18 protein-coding genes are annotated in these 20,765 nt (G+C 40.2%); 5 read left to right on the top strand and 13 right to left on the bottom strand.

The window, feature by feature from the left end; translation table 11 throughout:
* Window positions 1-129: 129 nt before the first annotated feature.
* The 3 genes from ACFI4Z_RS09590 to ACFI4Z_RS09580 all read left to right on the top strand — a co-directional run bounded on the left by ACFI4Z_RS09590 (window position 130) and on the right by ACFI4Z_RS09580 (window position 4,056).
* Window positions 130-576, top strand: coding sequence for a DNA polymerase III subunit chi (locus ACFI4Z_RS09590; RefSeq protein WP_394192774.1), 447 nt, complete (start codon window positions 130-132; stop codon window positions 574-576).
* 59 nt (window positions 577-635) lie between these two features.
* On the top strand, window positions 636-3,491 hold the full coding sequence (locus ACFI4Z_RS09585; RefSeq protein WP_462670383.1) for a valine--tRNA ligase: 2,856 nt from the start codon (window positions 636-638) through the stop codon (window positions 3,489-3,491).
* A gap of 121 nt (window positions 3,492-3,612) precedes the next feature.
* Window positions 3,613-4,056: a hypothetical protein gene (locus ACFI4Z_RS09580; protein WP_462670382.1), complete on the top strand. Its 444-nt coding sequence runs from the start codon at window positions 3,613-3,615 to the stop codon at window positions 4,054-4,056.
* A 40-nt stretch (window positions 4,057-4,096) separates the two neighbouring features.
* Here the strand turns inward: ACFI4Z_RS09580 and ACFI4Z_RS09575 are convergent, their stop codons facing one another.
* A complete protein-coding gene (locus ACFI4Z_RS09575) occupies window positions 4,097-5,365 on the bottom strand; it encodes an outer membrane protein transport protein (protein ID WP_462670381.1) in 1,269 nt (422 codons plus the stop codon).
* A 305-nt stretch (window positions 5,366-5,670) separates the two neighbouring features.
* Here ACFI4Z_RS09575 and ACFI4Z_RS09570 point away from each other — a divergent pair, with 305 nt between their 5' ends.
* Window positions 5,671-5,994 (top strand): hypothetical protein, encoded by a 324-nt coding sequence (locus tag ACFI4Z_RS09570; protein WP_462670380.1) that lies wholly within the window; start codon window positions 5,671-5,673, stop codon window positions 5,992-5,994.
* Here the strand turns inward: ACFI4Z_RS09570 and ACFI4Z_RS09565 are convergent.
* The 12 genes from ACFI4Z_RS09565 to ACFI4Z_RS09510 form a co-directional block, all read right to left on the bottom strand.
* Window positions 5,954-7,162: an HD-GYP domain-containing protein gene (locus ACFI4Z_RS09565; protein WP_462670379.1), complete on the bottom strand. Its 1,209-nt coding sequence runs from the start codon at window positions 7,160-7,162 to the stop codon at window positions 5,954-5,956. The genes ACFI4Z_RS09570 and ACFI4Z_RS09565 overlap by 41 nt on opposite strands.
* A gap of 209 nt (window positions 7,163-7,371) precedes the next feature.
* Window positions 7,372-7,707: a ribonuclease E inhibitor RraB gene (gene rraB / locus ACFI4Z_RS09560; RefSeq protein ID WP_099296289.1), complete on the bottom strand. Its 336-nt coding sequence runs from the start codon at window positions 7,705-7,707 to the stop codon at window positions 7,372-7,374.
* Entirely contained in the window at window positions 7,707-8,420 is a 714-nt protein-coding gene (locus tag ACFI4Z_RS09555) for a 1-acylglycerol-3-phosphate O-acyltransferase (RefSeq protein ID WP_462670378.1), read from the bottom strand. Before ACFI4Z_RS09555 ends, rraB begins: the two co-directional genes overlap by 1 nt.
* Window positions 8,421-8,518: 98 nt before the next feature.
* Window positions 8,519-9,310 carry a hypothetical protein gene (locus ACFI4Z_RS09550; protein WP_462670377.1) on the bottom strand — a complete coding sequence of 264 codons (792 nt, stop codon included), beginning with the start codon at window positions 9,308-9,310 and terminating at the stop codon, window positions 8,519-8,521.
* 204 nt (window positions 9,311-9,514) lie between these two features.
* Window positions 9,515-11,809 (bottom strand): DNA topoisomerase IV subunit A, encoded by a 2,295-nt coding sequence (gene parC / locus ACFI4Z_RS09545; RefSeq protein WP_462670376.1) that lies wholly within the window; start codon window positions 11,807-11,809, stop codon window positions 9,515-9,517.
* 10 nt (window positions 11,810-11,819) lie between these two features.
* A complete protein-coding gene (locus ACFI4Z_RS09540; protein ID WP_462670375.1) occupies window positions 11,820-12,914 on the bottom strand; it encodes a PQQ-dependent sugar dehydrogenase in 1,095 nt (364 codons plus the stop codon).
* A complete protein-coding gene (locus tag ACFI4Z_RS09535) occupies window positions 12,907-14,832 on the bottom strand; it encodes a tetratricopeptide repeat-containing diguanylate cyclase (protein WP_462670374.1) in 1,926 nt (641 codons plus the stop codon). The genes ACFI4Z_RS09540 and ACFI4Z_RS09535 overlap by 8 nt, the downstream gene beginning before the upstream one ends.
* 15 nt (window positions 14,833-14,847) lie before the next feature.
* Window positions 14,848-16,737: a DNA topoisomerase IV subunit B gene (gene parE / locus ACFI4Z_RS09530; RefSeq protein WP_099296284.1), complete on the bottom strand. Its 1,890-nt coding sequence runs from the start codon at window positions 16,735-16,737 to the stop codon at window positions 14,848-14,850.
* Between the two features lie 32 nt (window positions 16,738-16,769).
* Window positions 16,770-17,330: a YqiA/YcfP family alpha/beta fold hydrolase gene (locus ACFI4Z_RS09525; RefSeq protein ID WP_462670373.1), complete on the bottom strand. Its 561-nt coding sequence runs from the start codon at window positions 17,328-17,330 to the stop codon at window positions 16,770-16,772.
* The gene (locus ACFI4Z_RS09520) at window positions 17,315-18,106 is read right to left on the bottom strand and encodes a metallophosphoesterase family protein (protein ID WP_462670372.1); all 792 of its coding nucleotides are present in this window, start codon (window positions 18,104-18,106) and stop codon (window positions 17,315-17,317) included. The genes ACFI4Z_RS09525 and ACFI4Z_RS09520 overlap by 16 nt, the downstream gene beginning before the upstream one ends.
* The gene (locus tag ACFI4Z_RS09515) at window positions 18,093-18,551 is read right to left on the bottom strand and encodes a DUF1249 domain-containing protein (protein WP_462670371.1); all 459 of its coding nucleotides are present in this window, start codon (window positions 18,549-18,551) and stop codon (window positions 18,093-18,095) included. Before ACFI4Z_RS09515 ends, ACFI4Z_RS09520 begins: the two co-directional genes overlap by 14 nt.
* Window positions 18,552-18,584: 33 nt before the next feature.
* Window positions 18,585-19,211, bottom strand: coding sequence for an NUDIX domain-containing protein (locus tag ACFI4Z_RS09510; protein ID WP_462670370.1), 627 nt, complete (start codon window positions 19,209-19,211; stop codon window positions 18,585-18,587).
* 156 nt (window positions 19,212-19,367) lie between these two features.
* On the opposite strand from ACFI4Z_RS09510, the gene tolC reads away from it, so the two are divergent.
* Window positions 19,368-20,708, top strand: a complete 1,341-nt coding sequence (gene tolC, locus ACFI4Z_RS09505; RefSeq protein ID WP_462670369.1) for an outer membrane channel protein TolC — start codon at window positions 19,368-19,370, stop codon at window positions 20,706-20,708.
* Window positions 20,709-20,765: the final 57 nt, after the last annotated feature.

The raw sequence follows: 20,765 nt of genomic DNA, 5'->3' as shown, positions 1-20,765 counted from the left end.
TGTTCCCCACTAATTAATGAGTAACGTAGTGTATTCATTGAAGCAAACCCTGTTTTATGGCAAAATCCTTGCTCTAATTTATGTGTGCTAAAAAGCCACATATGCAATGCAATGGGAAACCCCGATACAATGAGCATCAATGCCCAATTTTTTGTTCTAAAGCAACAAGATGAGTCACAAGCGAAAGCGGATGATCATTTTGCCTTAGCCGCACAAATTGCCGCAGAACAGTATCGCCTTGGTCACCGTGTTTTTGTTTTTGTTGATAACACAGAAACAGCCCATGCCATTGATGAAACGATTTGGTCATTTGACCCTGACAGCTTTGTGCCTCACAACCTCCAAGGTGAAGGGCCAAAAGGCGGTGCACCTGTTGAAATTGGTATGACACCTCCGGTCAGTAATCGAAAAGTTTTAATAAATTTGGCCGCACAGCTTCCGGATTTTATTCGTCGCTTTAACCAAGTTTTTGATTTTGTACCCGTAGAGGCAGTCGCTAAACAAGCTGCTCGTGAGCGCTTTAAAAAATTGCGCCAACTAGGTGCCAATATCACCACGCAAGATATTAATAGCTAGTCGCTCTTAGAAAGACTAACTAACCAACTCATTTAAGTACTTATTTAAGGTTCTGTGTAATGGATAAAACCTACAATCCGCAAGATATTGAACAGTCGCTATACCAAGACTGGGAAGAAAAAGGCTATTTTAAACCATCTGGCCAAGGCGACGCATATTCAATTATGATCCCACCGCCAAATGTCACGGGTAGCTTACACATGGGCCACGCCTTCCAAGATACCATTATGGATACCTTAACGCGTTTTAAGCGTATGCAAGGCAATAACACCTTATGGCAAGTAGGTACTGACCACGCAGGTATCGCAACCCAAATGTTGGTTGAACGTAAGCTGTCTGCCGAAGAAGGTAAAACACGCCACGATTTAGGCCGAGACGCATTTATCGATAAAATTTGGGATTGGAAAAATCAATCTGGTGGCACTATCACCAAGCAACTTCGTCGTCTTGGCGCATCAGTTGATTGGGATCGTGAACGCTTTACTATGGATGATGGCTTATCTGAAGCGGTTAAAGAAGTATTCGTGCGCCTGCACAAAGAAGATTTAATTTACCGTGGTAAGCGCCTAGTAAACTGGGATCCTAAATTACACACTGCTATCTCTGACCTTGAAGTTGAAAATAAAGACAAACAAGGCCACATGTGGAACTTACGTTACCCGCTGGCGGATGGTGTTAAAACTCAAGACGGTAAAGACTACATTGTTGTTGCAACTACCCGTCCAGAAACCATGCTAGGTGACTCAGGTGTTGCAGTAAACCCAGATGACGAACGCTATCAAGATTTGATCGGTAAAGACATTTTACTGCCGATTGTTAATCGCCGTATCAAAATTGTCGCCGATGAACATGCCGATAAAGACAAAGGCACGGGTTGTGTGAAGATAACCCCAGCTCATGACTTTAACGATAACGAAGTGGGTAAGCGCCATCAAATGCCGATGATCAATATCTTTGATAAAGATGCTGCGGTATTAGCCCAAGGTGAAACTTACACCTTTGATGGTAAAGAACTTGAGTTTGACGCACCAATTCCTGAGCGCTTACACGGCCTCGACCGTTTTGAAGCGCGTAAAGCGATTATTGCTGAGTTTGAAGAGCTTGGTTTACTTGAAAAAATCGAAGATCATGCGTTAACTGTACCTTATGGCGACCGCTCTGGTGTGGTTATTGAGCCACTACTAACTGACCAATGGTATGTACGTGTTGCACCTCTTGCTGAGCCTGCAAAAGACGCTGTTAAAAATGGCGACATTCAATTTGTACCACAGCAATATGAAAACATGTATTTCTCGTGGATGAACGACGTACAAGATTGGTGTATTTCACGCCAGCTTTGGTGGGGTCACCGTATTCCTGCTTGGTATGATAGCGAAGGCAATGTATTTGTTGGTCGTGATGAAGCAGAAGTACGCCGCGAAAACAACATCGCTGATGATGTAGCGCTAAGCCAAGACGAGGATGTGCTTGATACCTGGTTCTCATCTGCACTTTGGACCTTCTCAACACAAGGTTGGCCTGAAAATACCGATGATCTAAAAACCTTCCACCCGTCAGACGTGTTGGTAACTGGTTTTGATATTATCTTTTTCTGGGTGGCACGCATGATCATGATGACCATGCACTTCATCAAAGATGACAACGGCAAGCCACAAGTGCCTTTTAAAACGGTTTACGTTACCGGTCTTATTCGCGATGAAAATGGCGATAAGATGTCTAAGTCAAAAGGTAACGTTCTTGATCCAATCGACATGATTGACGGTATCGATCTTGAGAGCTTAGTAACTAAGCGCACTGGCAACATGATGCAGCCGCAGCTTGCGAAAAAGATTGAAAAGAACACCCGTAAAACTTTTGATAACGGTATTGAAGCACACGGTACCGATGCACTGCGCTTTACTTTGGCAGCAATGGCTTCAACGGGTCGTGATATCAACTGGGATATGAACCGCCTTGAAGGTTATCGTAACTTCTGTAATAAGTTATGGAATGCTAGCCGTTACGTACTAATGAACACCGAAGAGCAAGATTGTGGTTTTGCAAACGATGCAGCAAAAGAGTACTCGCTAGCTGATCGCTGGATTTTAGGTCAGTATGAAGCGACTGTTAAAACGTATACTGAGCACCTAGACAACTACCGTTTTGACCTTGCCGCTAATACGCTTTATGAATTCACCTGGAACCAGTTCTGTGATTGGTACTTAGAGCTTACTAAGCCAGTGTTATTCAAAGGTAATGAAGCACAACAACGTGGTACGCGTCATACGCTAATCACTGTACTTGAAAGTTTATTACGCTTAATGCACCCAATGATGCCATACATCACTGAAACTATTTGGCAGCGCGTTGCACCTCTAGCAGGCCTTGAAACAGAGAACACCAGTATAATGGTTCAAGCCTTCCCTGCTTATAATGCTGCAAGTGTTGATGCTAAAGCAATGGAAGACTTAGAATGGGTTAAGCAATTCATTGTCGCCATTCGTAATATTCGTGGTGAAATGGACATCAGTCCAAGCAAACCACTTTCAGTGTTACTTGCTAATGCGTCAAGCGAAGACAAGCGCCGTATTGAAGAAAACGAAAGCTTTTTAGCGTCACTAGCTAAAATTGAAGCATTCACATTGCTAGAGAACAAAGATGATGCGCCAGCTTGTGCGACATCATACGTAGGCAACCTTGAGATCATGATCCCAATGGCTGGTCTAATTGATGTTGATGCCGAGCTTGCCCGTATTGCTAAGCAACTTGAAAAAGCAGAAAAAGGCCTTGCTCAAGTGCAAAATAAACTTGCGAACGAAAAGTTCGTTAATAATGCACCACAAGCAGTACTTGCCAAAGAGCATGAAAAACTGGCTGAGTACTCAGACGCTAAAGCCAAGTTACTTGAGCAAAAAGAAAAAATTGAAAGCTTATAAGCACTGACGCTTATTTACCTTCTTCAAAAAGCGAGCTTCATAGCTCGCTTTTTTGTTTCTATTTAAAGTCCATCTACTTATACTTACTGTGAAAATTATAAATCACAGGAATTTTTAAACAGTGAAAAATAAACTATTTATTTTTGTACTATTGGCTTTATCATTTTGCTGCACTTCAGCTATGGCAAAAAATACGTTCTCTGCTGGTGCTGGGTTCTATGAGTTTGGCGGTCATGCTGGAGTTAAATACAAATATTCAATTGAAGATTTACACGCACTTTCTGCTGCTGTAGGTGCTATTGGCTATTCACTTGGTTACGAGTACTCTATGTCAGCCCATACCACTGTTGGTTTCAGTGCTGGTCAACAGGTTGCAGTTGCTGAAGATGGCTATGTTGTTGCTAAGTTAAATTACTACTTCCAAGGTATTGATAATACGAGTTGGATACTAGGTTTAAGCGCAGGTGTAAAAGAGGAAGATGGGGACTGCGTGGTGTTTTGTGAAAAGAAAGACACTGAAAAAATAGAAGGCACCGTAGGTATACATGTGGGCTATCAATTTTAAAAAAGGCAGCAAAAGCTGCCTTTAATCTTTATTAACTAACTTAAAAAGTGTAGTTGTATTGCGCACCAAATAAGTACGCGTGGCCATTTGACTCAAATCCCCACTGTTGCATTAATTTATCAGGCTCAGTGAACTTTTGCGTTTTACCACGTAAAATGCTCATACCGATGTCTATGTTTGATTGCTCGCTCATGGTGTAGTTAACACCAAACGAGTACCAAAAACGGTCTGTATCTGGAATAGAGATAGACATGTGGTTTTTATCCGCAGGCGACTCATCATAGGCAATACCGGCACGCAGTAATACAGCATCGTTGAACTGGTAATCAGCACCGATTGAGTAACGCATTGCGTCAGAGAAGTTCTCTTCTTTTGAGAATACAGGCGCATCACGACCCTCAACTTGCGCTTCTAACTTGTCAAAGCTTTCCCAACCAGTCCACATTACACTGTAATGCAGACCTGTTTTATCATCTAACTGATGAGAACCAGAAAACTCAGCAATCGCTGGTAAAGTGATTTCAACACTGCCAGGAATACTTGCCCCAGCAAGGCCATTGAATGGCGCTGACGCAGGCAGTTGATTTGAATATTGTCCATCAAAGGTAATATCAGTTTCACTGCGGTAGTTAAACCCAAAACGGCTATTTTGGTCTAGTTGGTACATTGCACCCACGTTCCAACCAAAGCCGGTATCGTCACCTTCTAAATGAACCGCTTCTGTTTGAGCTGGCACACCAAACGGGTTGGCACCAAAGTTACGAATAATTTTTGCATCAGCATAAATATAATTTAAGCCTAAACCAACGCTAAATTGTTCGTTGATTTTATATGAACCACTGACGTTCATATTAACAGTGACAATTTCCGTTTCACCCGCTAATTGACCTGCTGGATAGTCAGCATCAAATTCAGTGGCTAAACCAAAATTAGAAAAAGCACCAAAACCAACTGAAAACTTGTCATCTACAGGCATGACAAAGTAGCCCGCCGGAATAACTGCTGAAGGGGCGATGCTGCTATCATTTAATTGATTTGGATTTGTTGATGCATTGCTCGCTTCTGTACCGCGTAAACTAACATCAGGGATTACCGCAATACCTGCGACACTGAGTTGCTTTTCTTTAAAAACTGACATTAACGCAGGATTACGCGCCACAACAGATGCATCATCAGCAACAGATGCTTCACCTGCGTATGCACGTCCAAGGCCTGATGCATTTTGCTCTGCTAACTGAAAGGCAGCGGCAAAGCTGTCAGCAGAAATAACAGCAAGCGATGCTGCAATAAGAGTTTTAGTAAATTTCATTGTGTTTCCTTAACCAAACAAAGTTTGGATACCCATGTGTGTTATTTTTAACCTGCGTACAGGTTATTTAGGATCAAGTTACTATATTCAAAACCTTGCTACACTACCTTAATTTTTATCGAAAAACTGTAACAATTCGTTAAAAAACCTTATAAATACCGTTTTTTAACATCAAAGTAACAGTTTTTTAAAACTCATCGGATGAGATAACAAAACAACCAAATGCAACTAGTTATCATTTGCGTTGACTTACTGTTTGTAGCCAATTAGACTATTTGCAATGTTTTATTTTGAATGGAAAAGCAATGGAGATTGGATTTATTGCTGTGGCGCTTATTCTCTGCGGTGCTAGCGTATATTGTTTTTGCAAAGCTAATTATTGTGCATGCACCAGAGCTGGCGAGTGCGACAATCCCGTAAATCATTATTGGCTAGGTGCGATTGCAGCTGCATTTGTCGCACTAATTTGTTGCTGTGCAGCTCTTCACTCTGAGCAAGGCACATTGCTGTGGCTGGTATTAATGGTAAGTTGTTTTGGCGGTGCATTATTCTCGGCCAAGCATTCAGCCAAAAAAAGCTGCCAAAAAACTAAGCAAGCAAGTGCTCTTTTAACAAACGAGCCAAATTAAGCTGATAATCCAGCGGCTTGATACTTGCGATAATTTTTAAATCATGGCCTTCTTCCGATAAATCGACGTCTTTTGGTGTTATGTGATGGTTATGCTTTGCATTATAAAACACTTTAACACTGGGTTTGATTGGGTTTTTCTGATTCCCTTGGGTAACGAGACCTAATCGCTCATTGGTCAGTTTTACAATTGTGCCAACAGGATGAACACCTAAACACTTTATAAACCGCTGCACCAATTCACTATCAAAAAGATCTTTATTACTAAGTAAATAACGTAACACGTTGATTGGCTCAGCTCCTAGCTGGTGAGGCCTATCGGAGCTCATTGCATCATACACATCAACAATTGCCATGATCCGCGCCGGGCGACTCAATTTATCTGCACTGATACCTCGTGGGTAACCACTGCCATCAAGTCGCTCATGATGATTGACTATCATATCTAACATCAAGGGCGTTATGCCTTTTTCACCCTTAACAAGCCCCAAGCTCTGCACAACATGCTTTTTGATGGCTTGCATTTCAAGGTCATTCACTTCTTCTGTTTTTGAGAAAATACCTTGAGGCAACTTTGCTTGACCCAAATCATGCAGTAATGCCCCCATCGCAAGCTCTTGCACAATCGCTTCTTTGTAACCTAAGTACTTAGCAAAAACAGTGACTAAAATGGCGCAGTTGGTCATATGACGCCAGTTATACATATCTTTATCTTTTATACGCGTTAGTATTGCCATAGCATTGTGATTGCGAAAAACTGAAGCCACAATATCTTTGGCAATATCATCTAACAGCGCAAGGTTCATTTTTAAGCCAGAGGTCATATCGCCATATAAACTTTGTAATTTTCGATTGTGCTGCTCGTACGCTACACTTGCTTTTGTAAACTCTTGCTCAACACTGAACGCTTTTTTTGCTTTTACAGTCGATTTCTTTTCGGTGGGAACTTGTGGCTTTGGTTGGTACTTAGCTGGGATTTTGACATCGCTTTGGGTGAAATCTATTACAAGCTCAGCAACACCTTCAGCGACTAGTCGTTTAATGATCGACTTATCACGAACTAAACCACGTGTTTTTATCTTAACGCTATCGACACCTTCATATTGCTTGCTGACACTGTCTACAAACATACCCGGCACAAGCTCAGAAATAGGAAGAGAAATAAGCATAAATGTAGTTGCGTTACTTTTATAAAATCGAATATATTATTATCAACTAATGACAATAAATGTCTACAGATAAAACACCGAATACGAATTATGGATTAGTTTTTGAATTGCTGTGACGAACATAAAGTTCTTTGAAGTAGATTAAGCAGGTTGGTAATAAAGCGTACCTAGGCTCTTGCTCTTGTTCCAGAACCTAGGCGGAATCACATTTACTCTTGGAAGTAAGTGCCCCAGCCGTCGTATTCAACGCCTGTATCAATAGCAAGCTGTGCAAGCTTATCAACATCTTCCATGATGACTTCAACATCAAGCTCGGCTTCAACAACAATATCAAAACCCCAGATTTTTGCACCATCTTCAAGCTCTAGCTCAGCTGGCTCTTCAACGTCATAGCCAAGTTTAAATGCCGCTAGCGCTGCTTGTTCAAGCTTTACAAAGTCTTCACAAACAAAGTGGTGCTCTACTTCGTAAAGAATTTCAGGATCAGAACCATCTTCTAATAAAGAAGAGACGATGTCTTCACTAATTTCACGCCAATTTTCCATTACTTTTCTCTCACTTGGGCATCTAATTCGGTTATTCTAGCAGCCATCATAGTATGAATACGACCTGCGTGTTCACGCGCACCTATTTCTTTATCAAGGTGCTGAGGTGCTAACATGTCAATGTAGATTGTACCATTGTCCCAACGATTTAGCTTAATGGTTTTGTCTGTTGTGCTCATACAAACAGGTACAACAGGTACATTTGCATTCATGGCAGTATGAAATGCCCCCGTTTTAAATGGCAATAAGCCGCGCCCATAGCTTCGAGTGCCCTCTGGAAACATCCAAATAGACAATCCTTTTTGTTTAATTTTTTCAGCTGTTTTAGAAATAGTTCCTGCGGCTTTCGAACGATTACCTCTATCAATGAGTATGTTACCTGATAGCCAATAAAGCTGCCCAAAAAATGGGATCCACTTCAAACTTTTTTTACCCAAGCTAACGCAGCCTTGCGGCACTGCAGCGGGTATTGTAAATAAATCATAATTGTTTTGATGATTTGCAACATACACAGCTGGGCCTGTATTTTGTGCATCAGGGTGGCGTGTAATAACAACCTTTACACCCAACATTTTAGCCATTGAGCCAAACCAACTTGAAATAACATGTACATTGTTTTTATGAAAGGGTTTAACTACACACAGTAATAAGCCACAAAAACAACTGACTAATATAAACAAAGCCATAATCAAAATACGGATAAAAGCTAACAACAGAATTCTCCTCTACGTTCTAAAACGCATTATAGCGTTATTTAGGCTGTATAACGAGAGTTAAGCGCACACATGTACGCTTAAAATTTATCTTAATACTAACTAATTGGTTTTTTAAAGCTGTATACTTTGAGCTCTCTAGCGGCTTTACCTACCATTTGGCATTTGTATTCTTTTAGAGATTGCGTTGCCTCGCGATTTTTGCCGGCTTTTCTAAACGCTGAATATCTATTAGAGCACTCATTAAAATCTTTTTTGAGAGCATCTCTATTATCAAGATAATAAGTTTTTATTTCTTCTCGCTGTTCACGAACGGCTTGCTTACTCAAGCTGCATTGAATTTCATCAAAAGAAAGGCCCTTACAAACTCCGTCTTTATAAACCTCTAGCTCTTTATCTTTATACTTTTGCTTTAAAATATTAATTTGTTCATTTTCTTTAATTGGTTTCAACTCATTAAAAGCTTTACAAATAGGTTTTACTTTTTCAAAGGTAAGGCGCTTACAGTGTTGTTCTTGAACAACTAAAAAGTCAGTATAGGATAACGTTTCAAGCTTGGTAAGATGTTTTTTGTACTCAGCGTCGAACTTTTTAAACTTCTCCTTCTGCTCTTTTTTTAGTCTTTCCTGCTGTTGCTCATGTTCAAGCTTTCTTAGTTTACTCTTGTGAATTCGATAGATCTTATCTGTCGCTACACATTCTTTATCCTCTGATATTGACTGTAGTTTATCTTTGTCCTTTTCGATAAAAGCCTGCTTTGTGCGCTCTTCACACTCTTTTATTTTTGTTTGAGCTGCTTCAAGGTTACCTGCGTAATATTCCTCATCATGTTCTGAGCAACCAACCAAACTCACTGCACACAATGTAAAAGCTAAAACTTTAAAATACATATACTTTATTCCTTATAAAAAATTTAAAACTCCATGTTAACTACTGCGTATATTATTTAATCACATAACTGAAGACCGCCAATAGTTAAAACTATTAAGCGCAAGATGTAAACTTTTTAGGAACGAAAAGTTATAAACATAAAAAAGACCTGCAAATGCAGATCTTTTAAATGCGTGTAATGATAAGTTAGCTTTAGCCTAAATTTACTCTAAATTGCTTTGCTCAGCTTCACTATCAGTGCAGGTAGTAAACTCAACTTCAGCCTCATCAACACGCTGTAAGCCTCTGGGTAACTTATTACCTCTGCGTCCGCGCTCACCATGATAATGCTCAAGATCACTGGGTTTGAGTGTTAACTTACGCTTACCTGCGTGCAATGTAACGCTCGAGCCTTGTGGCACAACAGCGAGTACTTTTACAAACTCCTCACGGGCTTGTACTTTAGCGCTAGGTATAGAAATTATTTTATTGCCTTTACCTTTACCTAGTTTTGGCAAATCACGCAGTGGGAACAGTAGCATCCGGCCTTCGTTCGAGATCGCCATACAATAATCTGTCGCTACATCATTAACCCGAATAGGTGCTAATAATTGCCCACCTTTTGGCACACTAACTAGTGCTTTACCGTTTTTATTCTTGCTCACTAAATCGATAAAATCAGTAATAAAACCATAGCCAGCGTCTGAAGCCATTAGTAAGACTTGCTTATCTTCGCCCATTACAACGTGCTCAAAATTAGCACCTGTAGTTAGATTAAAGCGCCCTGTCATTGGCTCACCTTGACTGCGTGCTGAGGGCAAACCATGTGCATCAGTGGCAAATGCTCGCCCTGCAGAGTCTAAAAATACTGCGGGTTGATTGCTCTTACCCCGTGCTGACGCTTTGTACTCATCACCCGCTCGGTAGTTAAGACCTTCAACATCTATATCATGGCCTTTACCAACACGTGCCCAGCCTTTTTCAGAAAGCACTACGGTTACTGACTCTGACGGAATAAGGTCTTTTTCGCTCAATGCTTTTGCTTCAATACGTTCAACAACTGGTGAGCGGCGATCATCACCATAAAGTTCAGCAGCTTCTTGAATTTCCTTTTTCAGTAAGGTCGACATACGACGATCTGAGCCTAAAGTAAGTTCAAGCTTGTCACGTTCTTTTGCTAACTCGTCTTGTTCACCACGAATTTTAAACTCTTCAAGTTTTGCTAAATGACGTAACTTTAACTCTAAAATCGCTTCAGCCTGAATTTCAGAAATATCGAAACGCTCCATCAAGACGGGCTTTGGCTTATCTTCAGTACGAATTATTTCAATCACTTCGTCGATATTTAAAAAGGCCGCCAATAAACCTTCTAAAATATGTAACCGTGCGAGCACTTTATCTAAACGATGCTGCAAGCGGCGTCGTACTGTTTCACGTCTAAATACCAGCCATTCAGTTAAAATACTGCGCAAGTCTTTTACTTGTGGACGACCATCTAGGCCTAACATGTTTAAGTTAACACGATAATTTTTTTCAAGGTCGGTAGTAGCAAATAAATGCGCCATTAGTGGCTCTGCTTTTATTCGATTTGACCGCGGGATAATAACAATGCGAGTTGGATTTTCGTGATCTGATTCATCACGTAAATCAGCCACCATTGGCAATTTTTTTGCATTCATCTGAGCTGCAATTTGTTCAAGTACCTTACTACCAGAACACTGGTGCGGCAACGCAGTGATCACAATGTCACCTTGCTCCTGGGTATACACAGCGCGCATTTTTATAGAACCACGCCCTGTTTGATAAATTTTTTGAATATCAGCTTTTGGCGTAATTATTTCAGCGTCTGTTGGGTAATCAGGCGCGTGAACGAGTTCTAAAATCTCGTTAAGTTCTGTTTTAGGTTTATCAAGTAATAAGCAGCACGCACTAGCCACTTCACGTACGTTGTGAGGTGGAATGTCGGTAGCCATGCCTACAGCAATACCTGTAATACCGTTAAGGAGTATATGCGGTAGGCGAGCAGGTAGCACCTGTGGCTCATTCATTGTACCGTCAAAGTTTGGAGTCCAATCAACGGTGCCTTGACCTAGCTCTTTCAGTAATACTTCTGAAAACTTAGATAAACGAGCTTCGGTATAACGCATTGCAGCAAATGATTTAGGATCATCGGCAGCACCCCAGTTACCTTGGCCATCCACGAGCGGATATCGGTATGAGAATGGTTGCGCCATTAACACCATAGCTTCGTAACAGGCACTGTCACCATGCGGATGATATTTACCAAGTACATCACCGACGGTACGCGCTGATTTTTTATATTTAGCCGCAGCTGATAAACCCAGCTCACTCATAGCATAAATAATACGACGCTGAACTGGTTTTAAGCCATCACCAATATGTGGCAATGCTCTATCCATGATCACATACATGGAATAATTCAAATAAGCGTCTTCAGTAAAACGCCCCATTGTTTGTTGCTCAATTCCTTGCATCAGCAAGGTATCTGTATCACTCATCAAAGCCTACCTAATTTTTTTTATAGCTTACACGGTAGATCACATTGGCATAATCATCGGAGATCAATAAGCTGCCATCGGCAAGTTCTGCAAACGCAACCGGACGACCCAACGTTTCTTCGTTTTTCATAAAGCCCGTTATAAACGGCGTGTATTTTATCACACGTCCTTGCTCAATAGTGGCAACAGCCACTTTATATCCTGATTTTTTACTGCGGTTCCACGAACCATGTTCAGCAACAAATAACTGCTGCTGATAGTTTGCTGGAAATTGTTTTGACTTATAAAAATGCACTCCTAATGGAGCAACATGGGCACCAAGCGCTAAAGCCGGTGCTTTATAATCTGTAATACTTTTACCTATACCAAATTCGGGATCTAAGATTGAACCAGCATGAACGTACGGAAAGCCAAAATGCTCTCCCTCTTCGCTAACACGGTTAATTTCACAAGGTGGCAGGTCATCGCCCATCATATCGCGGCCATTATCGCTGAACCAGAATGCTTGCGTACTAGGGTGATAATCAAACCCAACTGAGTTTCGCACCCCTTTGGCAATGGTTTGAATCTCTTTTGTGTCTACATTTAATGAAAATATACGCCCATATTTTTCGTTTTCAGCACACACATTACATGGTACGCCAACAGGCACTATCAACTCACCCGTTGGTGAAAAGCGAATAAACTTCCAACCATGGTGGCGATCTGTAGGAAATTGATCATAAACCACTTCATACGTTGGTTTTTTTAAGTGTTTATCGATATCTTTAAAACGGATGATTCGCTGAACCTCCGCAACGTACAAGTCACCGTTTTTCATTGCCAGACCCGAGGGCATATTCAAGTCTTTAGCAATCACTATTTTTTTATCTGCAACGCCATCGCTGTTGTGGTCAATCAACGCATACACGTTACCCGCTTTACGAGAGCCGACGTAAACAATCCCTTTTTTTGATACCGCTAGCTGCCTTGCATTTTCAACATCATCTGCAAACAAGCTAATTTTGAATCCGTCAGCCACACTCAGCTCTTGGAGTATGTCCACAGCAATAGCTGGTATACTTAAAAACCCAAGTAAAAAGAATAGCATGCGTAATTTATTCATAAACTTCCACCCTATTTCGACCCTTCGTTTTAGCCGAATACAAAGCTTTATCTGCTTGCTTCATTAAGTCTTTAAATGTGTCAGTTTGGCTGCTTTTTTGAGTAACACCCAAACTAACAGTGACTTTTGCTGTTTGACCATTTTCACAATTTATTGTCTCTTTTTCGATTGCGCTTTTGATGCGATATGCAATTTCAGTTGCTTCTGTTTTATTTGTATTATTTAGCACAACTAAAAACTCTTCTCCGCCAATCCTTCCTAAACAATCATTATCACGAATAGCTTGTTGAGCTAATATCACCACTCTTTTTAAAACAAGATCCCCCACAGGGTGACCATATTCGTCATTAATTCTTTTAAAGTGGTCCAAATCAAAACTAATAAGAGAGAAGTGAGTGTCAGTTTTCGATAGTTCCTGCCACTGTTGCTCTGCTAAATCCATTATTTTTCTGCGATTTGCAACACCTGTTAAGTAATCAGTATTGGCAAGTACGCTAAACTTTCGCTTAAGTCTGTATTGGCGCCATGCAAAAAGTAAAAACGCAACTGATAGCAATAATACGCTTACCATAATTGTTTTTTGGAGTACTTCCTGTTGCTCAAACTCTATTAGCCTAGCGTCTTTTAGCTCTTTATCTTTTTCTAATAGTTGGTTTTCAAGTTCGGTTTTTTTCAATTCAAATTGCACTTTATAGCGAGAGCGAGATAGCTCTCTTACTTTATTAAAATACTGCTCATTAAGGTTAATATAAGCCTGTTGAAAAGCGACGGCTTGTTGAAACTCTCCTGTTAAAATGGCATGCCTACTTTGTAACTCAATGAGCTGAAGTCTAAAAGTAATGCTGTTTTGGACAGGAATACTTTTAATTTTTTCTTCAACGCTGTCAAATGTTTGCAACGCTAAATCTAGCTCATTTTTTTCAATTTCTATTTGGGCTTGAATTAATTGGTACCTAATAATACTTTTAATATCTTCGATTTCTGGCAACCAAGAGGCACTTAAATTCAAAAAATGCTCGGCTTTTACTAAGTTATCTAATGCTAAATAACCTTGAGTTAGCAAGATATAAGCATAGTAATCAAAACTGGGGGTATTTAACTTATCATTTATTGTTAATATTTTATTGGCTAACTCATTTGCATCGTCAGCACGGCCAACATCTAAATACGTTCTAGCTAGATAATAATATGACACCATAGTGTCAAACTTAAGGTCGTTTTCTAAAAAGTATTTAAGCGCCTTTTTTTGTAGTTCAATGGCTTTTTCATAATCAAATAGCGCTTCATATGTCCGTGCAATACTTGCATCAAGATACGCTAACTTTAGTCTATTACCACTCGAACGCAGCAGTGCGTAAGCCTTATAAAAGTAATCTATTGCATTAACTTCATCATGATTATTTAAATAAAAATCACCTAAAGCCGCGTAAACATCTGCAATTAGAACGGGATCATTAAGAGACTCAACCAGATCCTTCGCTTGGTTTAAGTTTGCTAATGCAAGTTCAGCATTCCCTAAATACATGTTTATATCTGATTTTATTATCCAGAAAGAAATCTGAGTTGTTACATCCAGCTCATCCAAATGCTCGCTAATTTGTTGTTCTAAAACTTGAGCTTCGCTCAACTGGCCATTAAAAAGGTAGTTTCTTGCGAGTTCAATTTGTAACTTCGAATGTTGTAAATCGGTTAATTTCCCACGATTAACGCGAATTAGATCCTGTAGATAATCAATGGCTAAACTTGGGTGCTTGATACTGTTTTTCTCAGCGGTTAATATTTTTTCCTCTAACCATTTATCTTCTTGCAAGGCTGCAAAACTAGCGGCTGAAACAAAAGTACAACAAACAATAAAGCAGCTTATTGTTAAGCGATATATATTAGCTAATAGTAGACTGCTATCTTGTTGTCGATACATGAGATACCTTTGAGTTTATACTTGCGCACGATTTCCGTGATCTTCTAGCCATTGGCGGCGATCAGATGAGCGCTTTTTAGCCAATAACATATCCATCATTTCTAAGGTCTGCTCTTCCTCGTCTAACGTCAATTGTACTAACCTGCGTGTATTAGGATCCATGGTTGTTTCACGCAGTTGCAATGGGTTCATCTCACCCAACCCTTTAAATCGTTGTACGTTCACTTTGCCGCGTTTCTTCTCTGCTTCGATTCGCGCTAATATGCCCGTTTTTTCATCTTCATCAAGTGCGTAATACACATCTTTACCAATGTCGATTCTAAATAGTGGCGGCATAGCCACATACACATGTCCTTCCTTAATTAAGGTAGGAAAATGACGAACAAATAATGCGCATAAAAGCGTCGCAATATGTAACCCATCCGAGTCAGCATCAGCTAATATACATATTTTATTGTAGCGCAAGCCAGAAATATCATTTGAATCAGGGTCAATTCCTAGTGCAACCGAAATATCATGCACCTCTTGTGACGCTAATATTTGCCCTGACTCAACTTCCCACGTATTTAGGATTTTACCACGTAAGGGCATTATCGCTTGAAACTCACGATCTCGCGCCTGTTTAGCTGAGCCCCCTGCTGAATCACCCTCCACTAAGAAAAGCTCGGTGCGGTCATTATCAGCGGCACTACAGTCAGTTAATTTACCTGGTAATGCAGGTCCTGCGGTTACGCGTTTACGCACTACTTTTTTCGCCGCACGTAGGCGACGCTGCGCATTGGAGATACACAGTTCGGATAACAACTCCGCGATATCTGTATGTTCATTTAGCCAAAGGCTAAATGCATCTTTAACTATTCCCGATACAAATGCAGAACAAGAACGTGACGATAATTTTTCTTTGGTTTGACCGGCAAACTGTGGGTCTTGCATCTTAACCGATAAAACATAGCTACAACGCTCCCAAATATCATCAGGCGTTAGCTTTACACCTCGAGGAAGCAAGTTTCTAAATTCACAGAATTCACGCATTGCTTCTAGTAAACCTTGGCGAAGGCCATTAACGTGTGTACCGCCTTGTGCTGTTGGTATTAAATTCACATAACTTTCAGCAATTGATTCACCGCCTTCTGGCAACCATACAACCGCCCAATCAGCGCCTTCTGTCGAGCTTGAAAATTCACCAGTAAACGGATCTTTAGGGATTACTTCATAGCCTTTCACTGCTTCATTTAAATAATCGCGCAAGCCCGTTTCGTAATACCATTCTTGGGTTTCTTTGGTTTGCTTATTAATTAGCTTAATACGTAAACCTGGGCATAAAACCGCTTTTGCTTTCAATAAATGATGCAGCTTGGTCAGAGAAAAATTTGCCGAGTCAAAATAGCTTGCATCAGGCCAAAACCTAACTGTGGTGCCGGTGTTGCGTTTACCAACAGTACCAATCACATTTAAGTCTTCAACTTTATCGCCATTTTCAAACGCCATCATAAACTGCTGGGCATCACGACGAACAATCACTTCAACTCGCGTTGATAATGCATTTACAACCGAGATACCTACACCATGAAGACCACCAGAAAACTGGTAGTTTTTGTTTGAAAACTTACCACCAGCATGTAATTTGGTAAAAATGAGTTCAACACCCGGAATACCTTCTTCAGGGTGAATATCAATAGGCATACCACGCCCATCATCTGAAACTTCTAACGAGTTATCTTCGTGCAGAATGACATCTATTTTGCTCGCGTGGCCCGCCATAGCTTCATCAACACTGTTGTCTATGACTTCTTGACCTAAGTGATTCGGACGTGTGGTATCAGTGTACATACCCGGACGACGTTTAACTGGTTCTAAGCCATTTAATACTTCAATGGCTTCGGCGTTATAATTTTGCTGACTCATAGTTTTTATCTTTTTATGTGCTTAGCTATTTTTTACGTGATTTTAAGAAAGTCCACAATGCTTTCAAAGGTGCTCTCAAAGTTCTTAAAACTGTGATCACCTCCAAATTCAATATGTTGCTTGCATTGCGAATAATATTTTACTGCCTGCTTAAATCCGAGTACTTCATCGCCCGTTTGCTGAAATAAATACAGTAGCGAGGGCTGCTTCAACTGTGCTACAAAGAGTGCTTTTAACGCATTAATATGGCTTTTATTTAGTTCGTAATGGGTATCCTGATACGGATTATAATTCGGCCCTAAAAATGAACTTAACAATAAAAACGGCTTAACCGCAGGATTTATTAGCACTGCAGGAAGCTGATACCTTTGTGATAAATAAGTGGCATAAAACCCACCTAACGAGCTGCCTATTAAAACCGAGTTTGGCGTTAATAATTGCTCTAGTTGAATTATTGCATGCAATGGTTCGTGACTTAAACGCGGTACACAATATTCTATATTGTAGTGTGCCATATACTCGCCAAAGCGCACAGCTTTATATGACTTTTCACTGCTATTAAAACCGTGAATATAGATTACTCTTTTAGCCATATCACATCCGTTTCACAACACACGCTGCCTGTTTCAAGACTTTTAGACACTGTAATCAATCGGTACGCAGGCCCTAGATTTTGCTGTGACCACTGCGGCGTGCTTTTGGTAAATTGCACTGAACTGGCGGGTGTAGCAACTACATTTATGTCTCGAAAATGAAAGCAATAGTCATTATGAACATGGCCATGAAAAAGCCAATTAACTTGATTACTGTTGTTTAAGACATTAAGTAATTGTGGGCCATTTTCCAACATATGTTTATCTAAATATCCATCAATAGGCAAAGGGTTATGATGGCAAAAAGCAACACTTGGGCACTGTGATGAGGCTAAATAGTTAGTAATATCATCCAAGTGTGATTGTGTAACCCACCCAGCAGGTGTGGCACCTTTTGAATTAAGAAGTAAAATATCAAAACCATCTGCGATAAGAAGCTTAGCATTTGAAATTTGCTTGTTACTTAACTGTGCCAGTTGTTCAATTTCATCATGATTACCTGGCAACCAAACGACTGGGCAGTCTAATGCTGATTGCTCAATTAATTGAGCAAATAAGTTATATGACTCTGGGCTGTGATCTTGTGTTAAATCCCCGCCAAAAATTACACAATCTAGGTTTTTCGTGGCCATATGCGACAAGCAAGCGGCGAAATGTTCAGCGGTATTTACACCAAAATATTCACCATCAGATTGAGCAAATAGGTGACTGTCGGTAATGTGCGCAAGTTTTAACTTCCTTGTCTCGAACTTTAAGCTATCATCAAACCAAGCCATTGTTTACATCCCAATTCAGTACAGAACGGCCACTTTCAACGCATGCCACTAACCAGTCATAAAGGAATGCATTTAGCTGATATTTTTCATCTTTTTGGTGCATTAGTGGATTGGGGTAACCATAAGAAGGTTTAATTCTTTGATGGTAATCATGATGGATAATTTCAGCTACCTTAGCGTCGTGATAAAGTCTGACCGTCAAAAAAAGAGGGGTCATCCGCTTAATCGTGCCCGATTGTTGAGTAATTGAGATATCCATGGTGTATTTAGCACAACCATCTATGTTTATTTCAAATTGATGCTCACCTAATTGAATCTGGCGTTTTTCTGCTACCTCTTTTTTAGCAGGCAATAACTTTAATGCCCGCAAGTAGTTGTGCTCACATAAAGTAAGGTACTTAGGAAGACTTTGAATATATCGTTGTTTCACTGCTATTGATGTCAAATTTGCGCCCTAAAGTTAATGGTTAAAGGTAGCTTATTTAGGTTGATTTAGTATACGTTCGCGGTTTAGCGCTAGCCACTGTAATGAGATAACCGTGGCGGCATTGTCTATTTCACCATTATTTAAACGCGCAATGGCATCGTTAAAACTTATGATGTGGGTCTTAATATCTTCGCCCTCAGTTTCTAGACCAAAAACCCCACTTTGTAAATTGCTTAAATCCGCAAGCGCTAAATACAGATATAACCGCTCCGTCGTACCACCCGGGCTGGATAAATAGGATAACATATACTCTAGATGCTGTAATTCAAGCCCAGCCTCTTCAAATGCTTCGCGTTTGACCACGGCTTCATAATCGGTGCTTTGATCTGTCATCCCAGCTATACATTCAAGCAACCACGGCGAGTTCTTACTGCGCATAGCCCCAATACGAATTTGCTCAATAAGTAATAGTTGATCTGTTTTAGGGTCATATGGCAATACAGCCACCGCATCTCCGCGCTCTAAGATTTCGCGTTTGATGGTCTGTGACTCTCCACCTGCAAACAACGCGTGTTTAAACTGGTATAAGTTAATTTTAAAAAAACCATCATATAGGTTTTCAATTGGCTTCAATTTGACATCATCATTGCTAAATTGATTGATTATTTTGTTTGCCATCACAGCTCCATTATTTGTTGCTTAACTCAAAATGTTTGTGAGCTATTATATTCTGTTACACTTGTTTGCGCTGTTTTACACAATTTTTTTGTTGTTATTTTACAAAACAGGTTAACATGCTTTTAGTACGCAAATTGTCTAAGGACTGAACGACCAATGAAAAAGAACATTTTATCTGCGCTGATCGGTTTATCATGTGCATTGACTGCTACAGCATCAAATGCTGAAGATCTATTACAAGTATACGAAATCGCCACTGCAAATGATCCCACTGTTTTAAAAGCAAAGGCCCAAGCCGATGCGAAATCTTATAACAGTGACCGTGCTTTAAGTGCCTTACTTCCTCAAATCGGTTTCTCGATGGGTTATGAAAAAAGAGACGGCACCTCATATGATGGCACCGATGCCCTTGGTTATGCAAAAATAGATAGTGAATCTGACACCTTCAGCCGTGGTTTAACCTTAAACCAAACTCTTTTTGACTTAGGTGCATGGAATTCTCTTGGTATTGCAGATAAACAAGCTTTACAAGCAACAGCACAATATGACTTTGCACAACAAGATCTAATTGTACGCGTAGCAGATGGCTACTTTAACGTATTAAGTGCAATCGATAAGCTTGAATTTGTGCAATCTGAAAAACGTGCTATTGAACGTCAACTCGAGCAAACAAAACAGCGCTATGCCGTTGGCCTAACAGCGATCACTGACGTACACGAAGCTCAAGCACAGTTTGATAACTCAGTCGCGCAAGAAATTGTTGCAAAAAATGGCGTTGAAACAGCACGTGAGTTATTGCGTGAAATAACCGGTAAATACCATGCAAAACTTGATACTTTAAACACCGAAACATTTTCTACAGTTAAACCTAGCAAACAATCGGTTGATTTCGTAAAAATAGCTGAACAAAACAATTTGAACCTTCAAGTTGCGAAAGTAACTGTTGATATTGCTAAAGATCAAATCGATTTAGCTCAAGCTGGGCATTATCCAAAGTTAACTCTTAGCGCAACTTATGGCGATTCGTTAACTGACACTGCGCGCAATAATATGAAGCCGCGTGGTGATAGTACAACAGTAGGCCTTAACTTTAGTGTACCAATTTACTCTGGCGGAGCAACAACGGCTGCGACAGAACAAGCACGTGCGTTTTATGTTGCTGCAAGCGAAGATTTAGAGTCTTCACTTCGTGGTGTTACCCGCTCTGTAATTACATCTTATAATCAAGTTGTATCAGACATAGCGACCTTTAAAGCACTTGAGCAAGCCGTTGTTTCGGCTGAAAGTGCGCTAAAAGCGACTGAAGCAGGCTTTGAAGTTGGCACGCGTACTATTGTTGATGTACTTATCAGCACACAGAACCTATTTAACGCAAAAAGTAACTTAGCGAATGTTCGTTATCGTTATGTTGTTTCTACATTGCGCTTAAAACAAGCTGCTGGCACATTAACAAGTGAAGACCTAATTGCCATTAACCAAGGTTTAAAGGAAATTTAAAGCACTTAAAAATTTCTTTTAAGAGCCAGCTTTATGCTGGCTTTTTTGTATTTTTTA

Source organism: Pseudoalteromonas sp. RWi3 (genome assembly GCF_054960735.1).
Note: the sequence above shows the minus strand (reverse complement) of the source record. Positions and strands in the feature narration are given on the sequence as shown.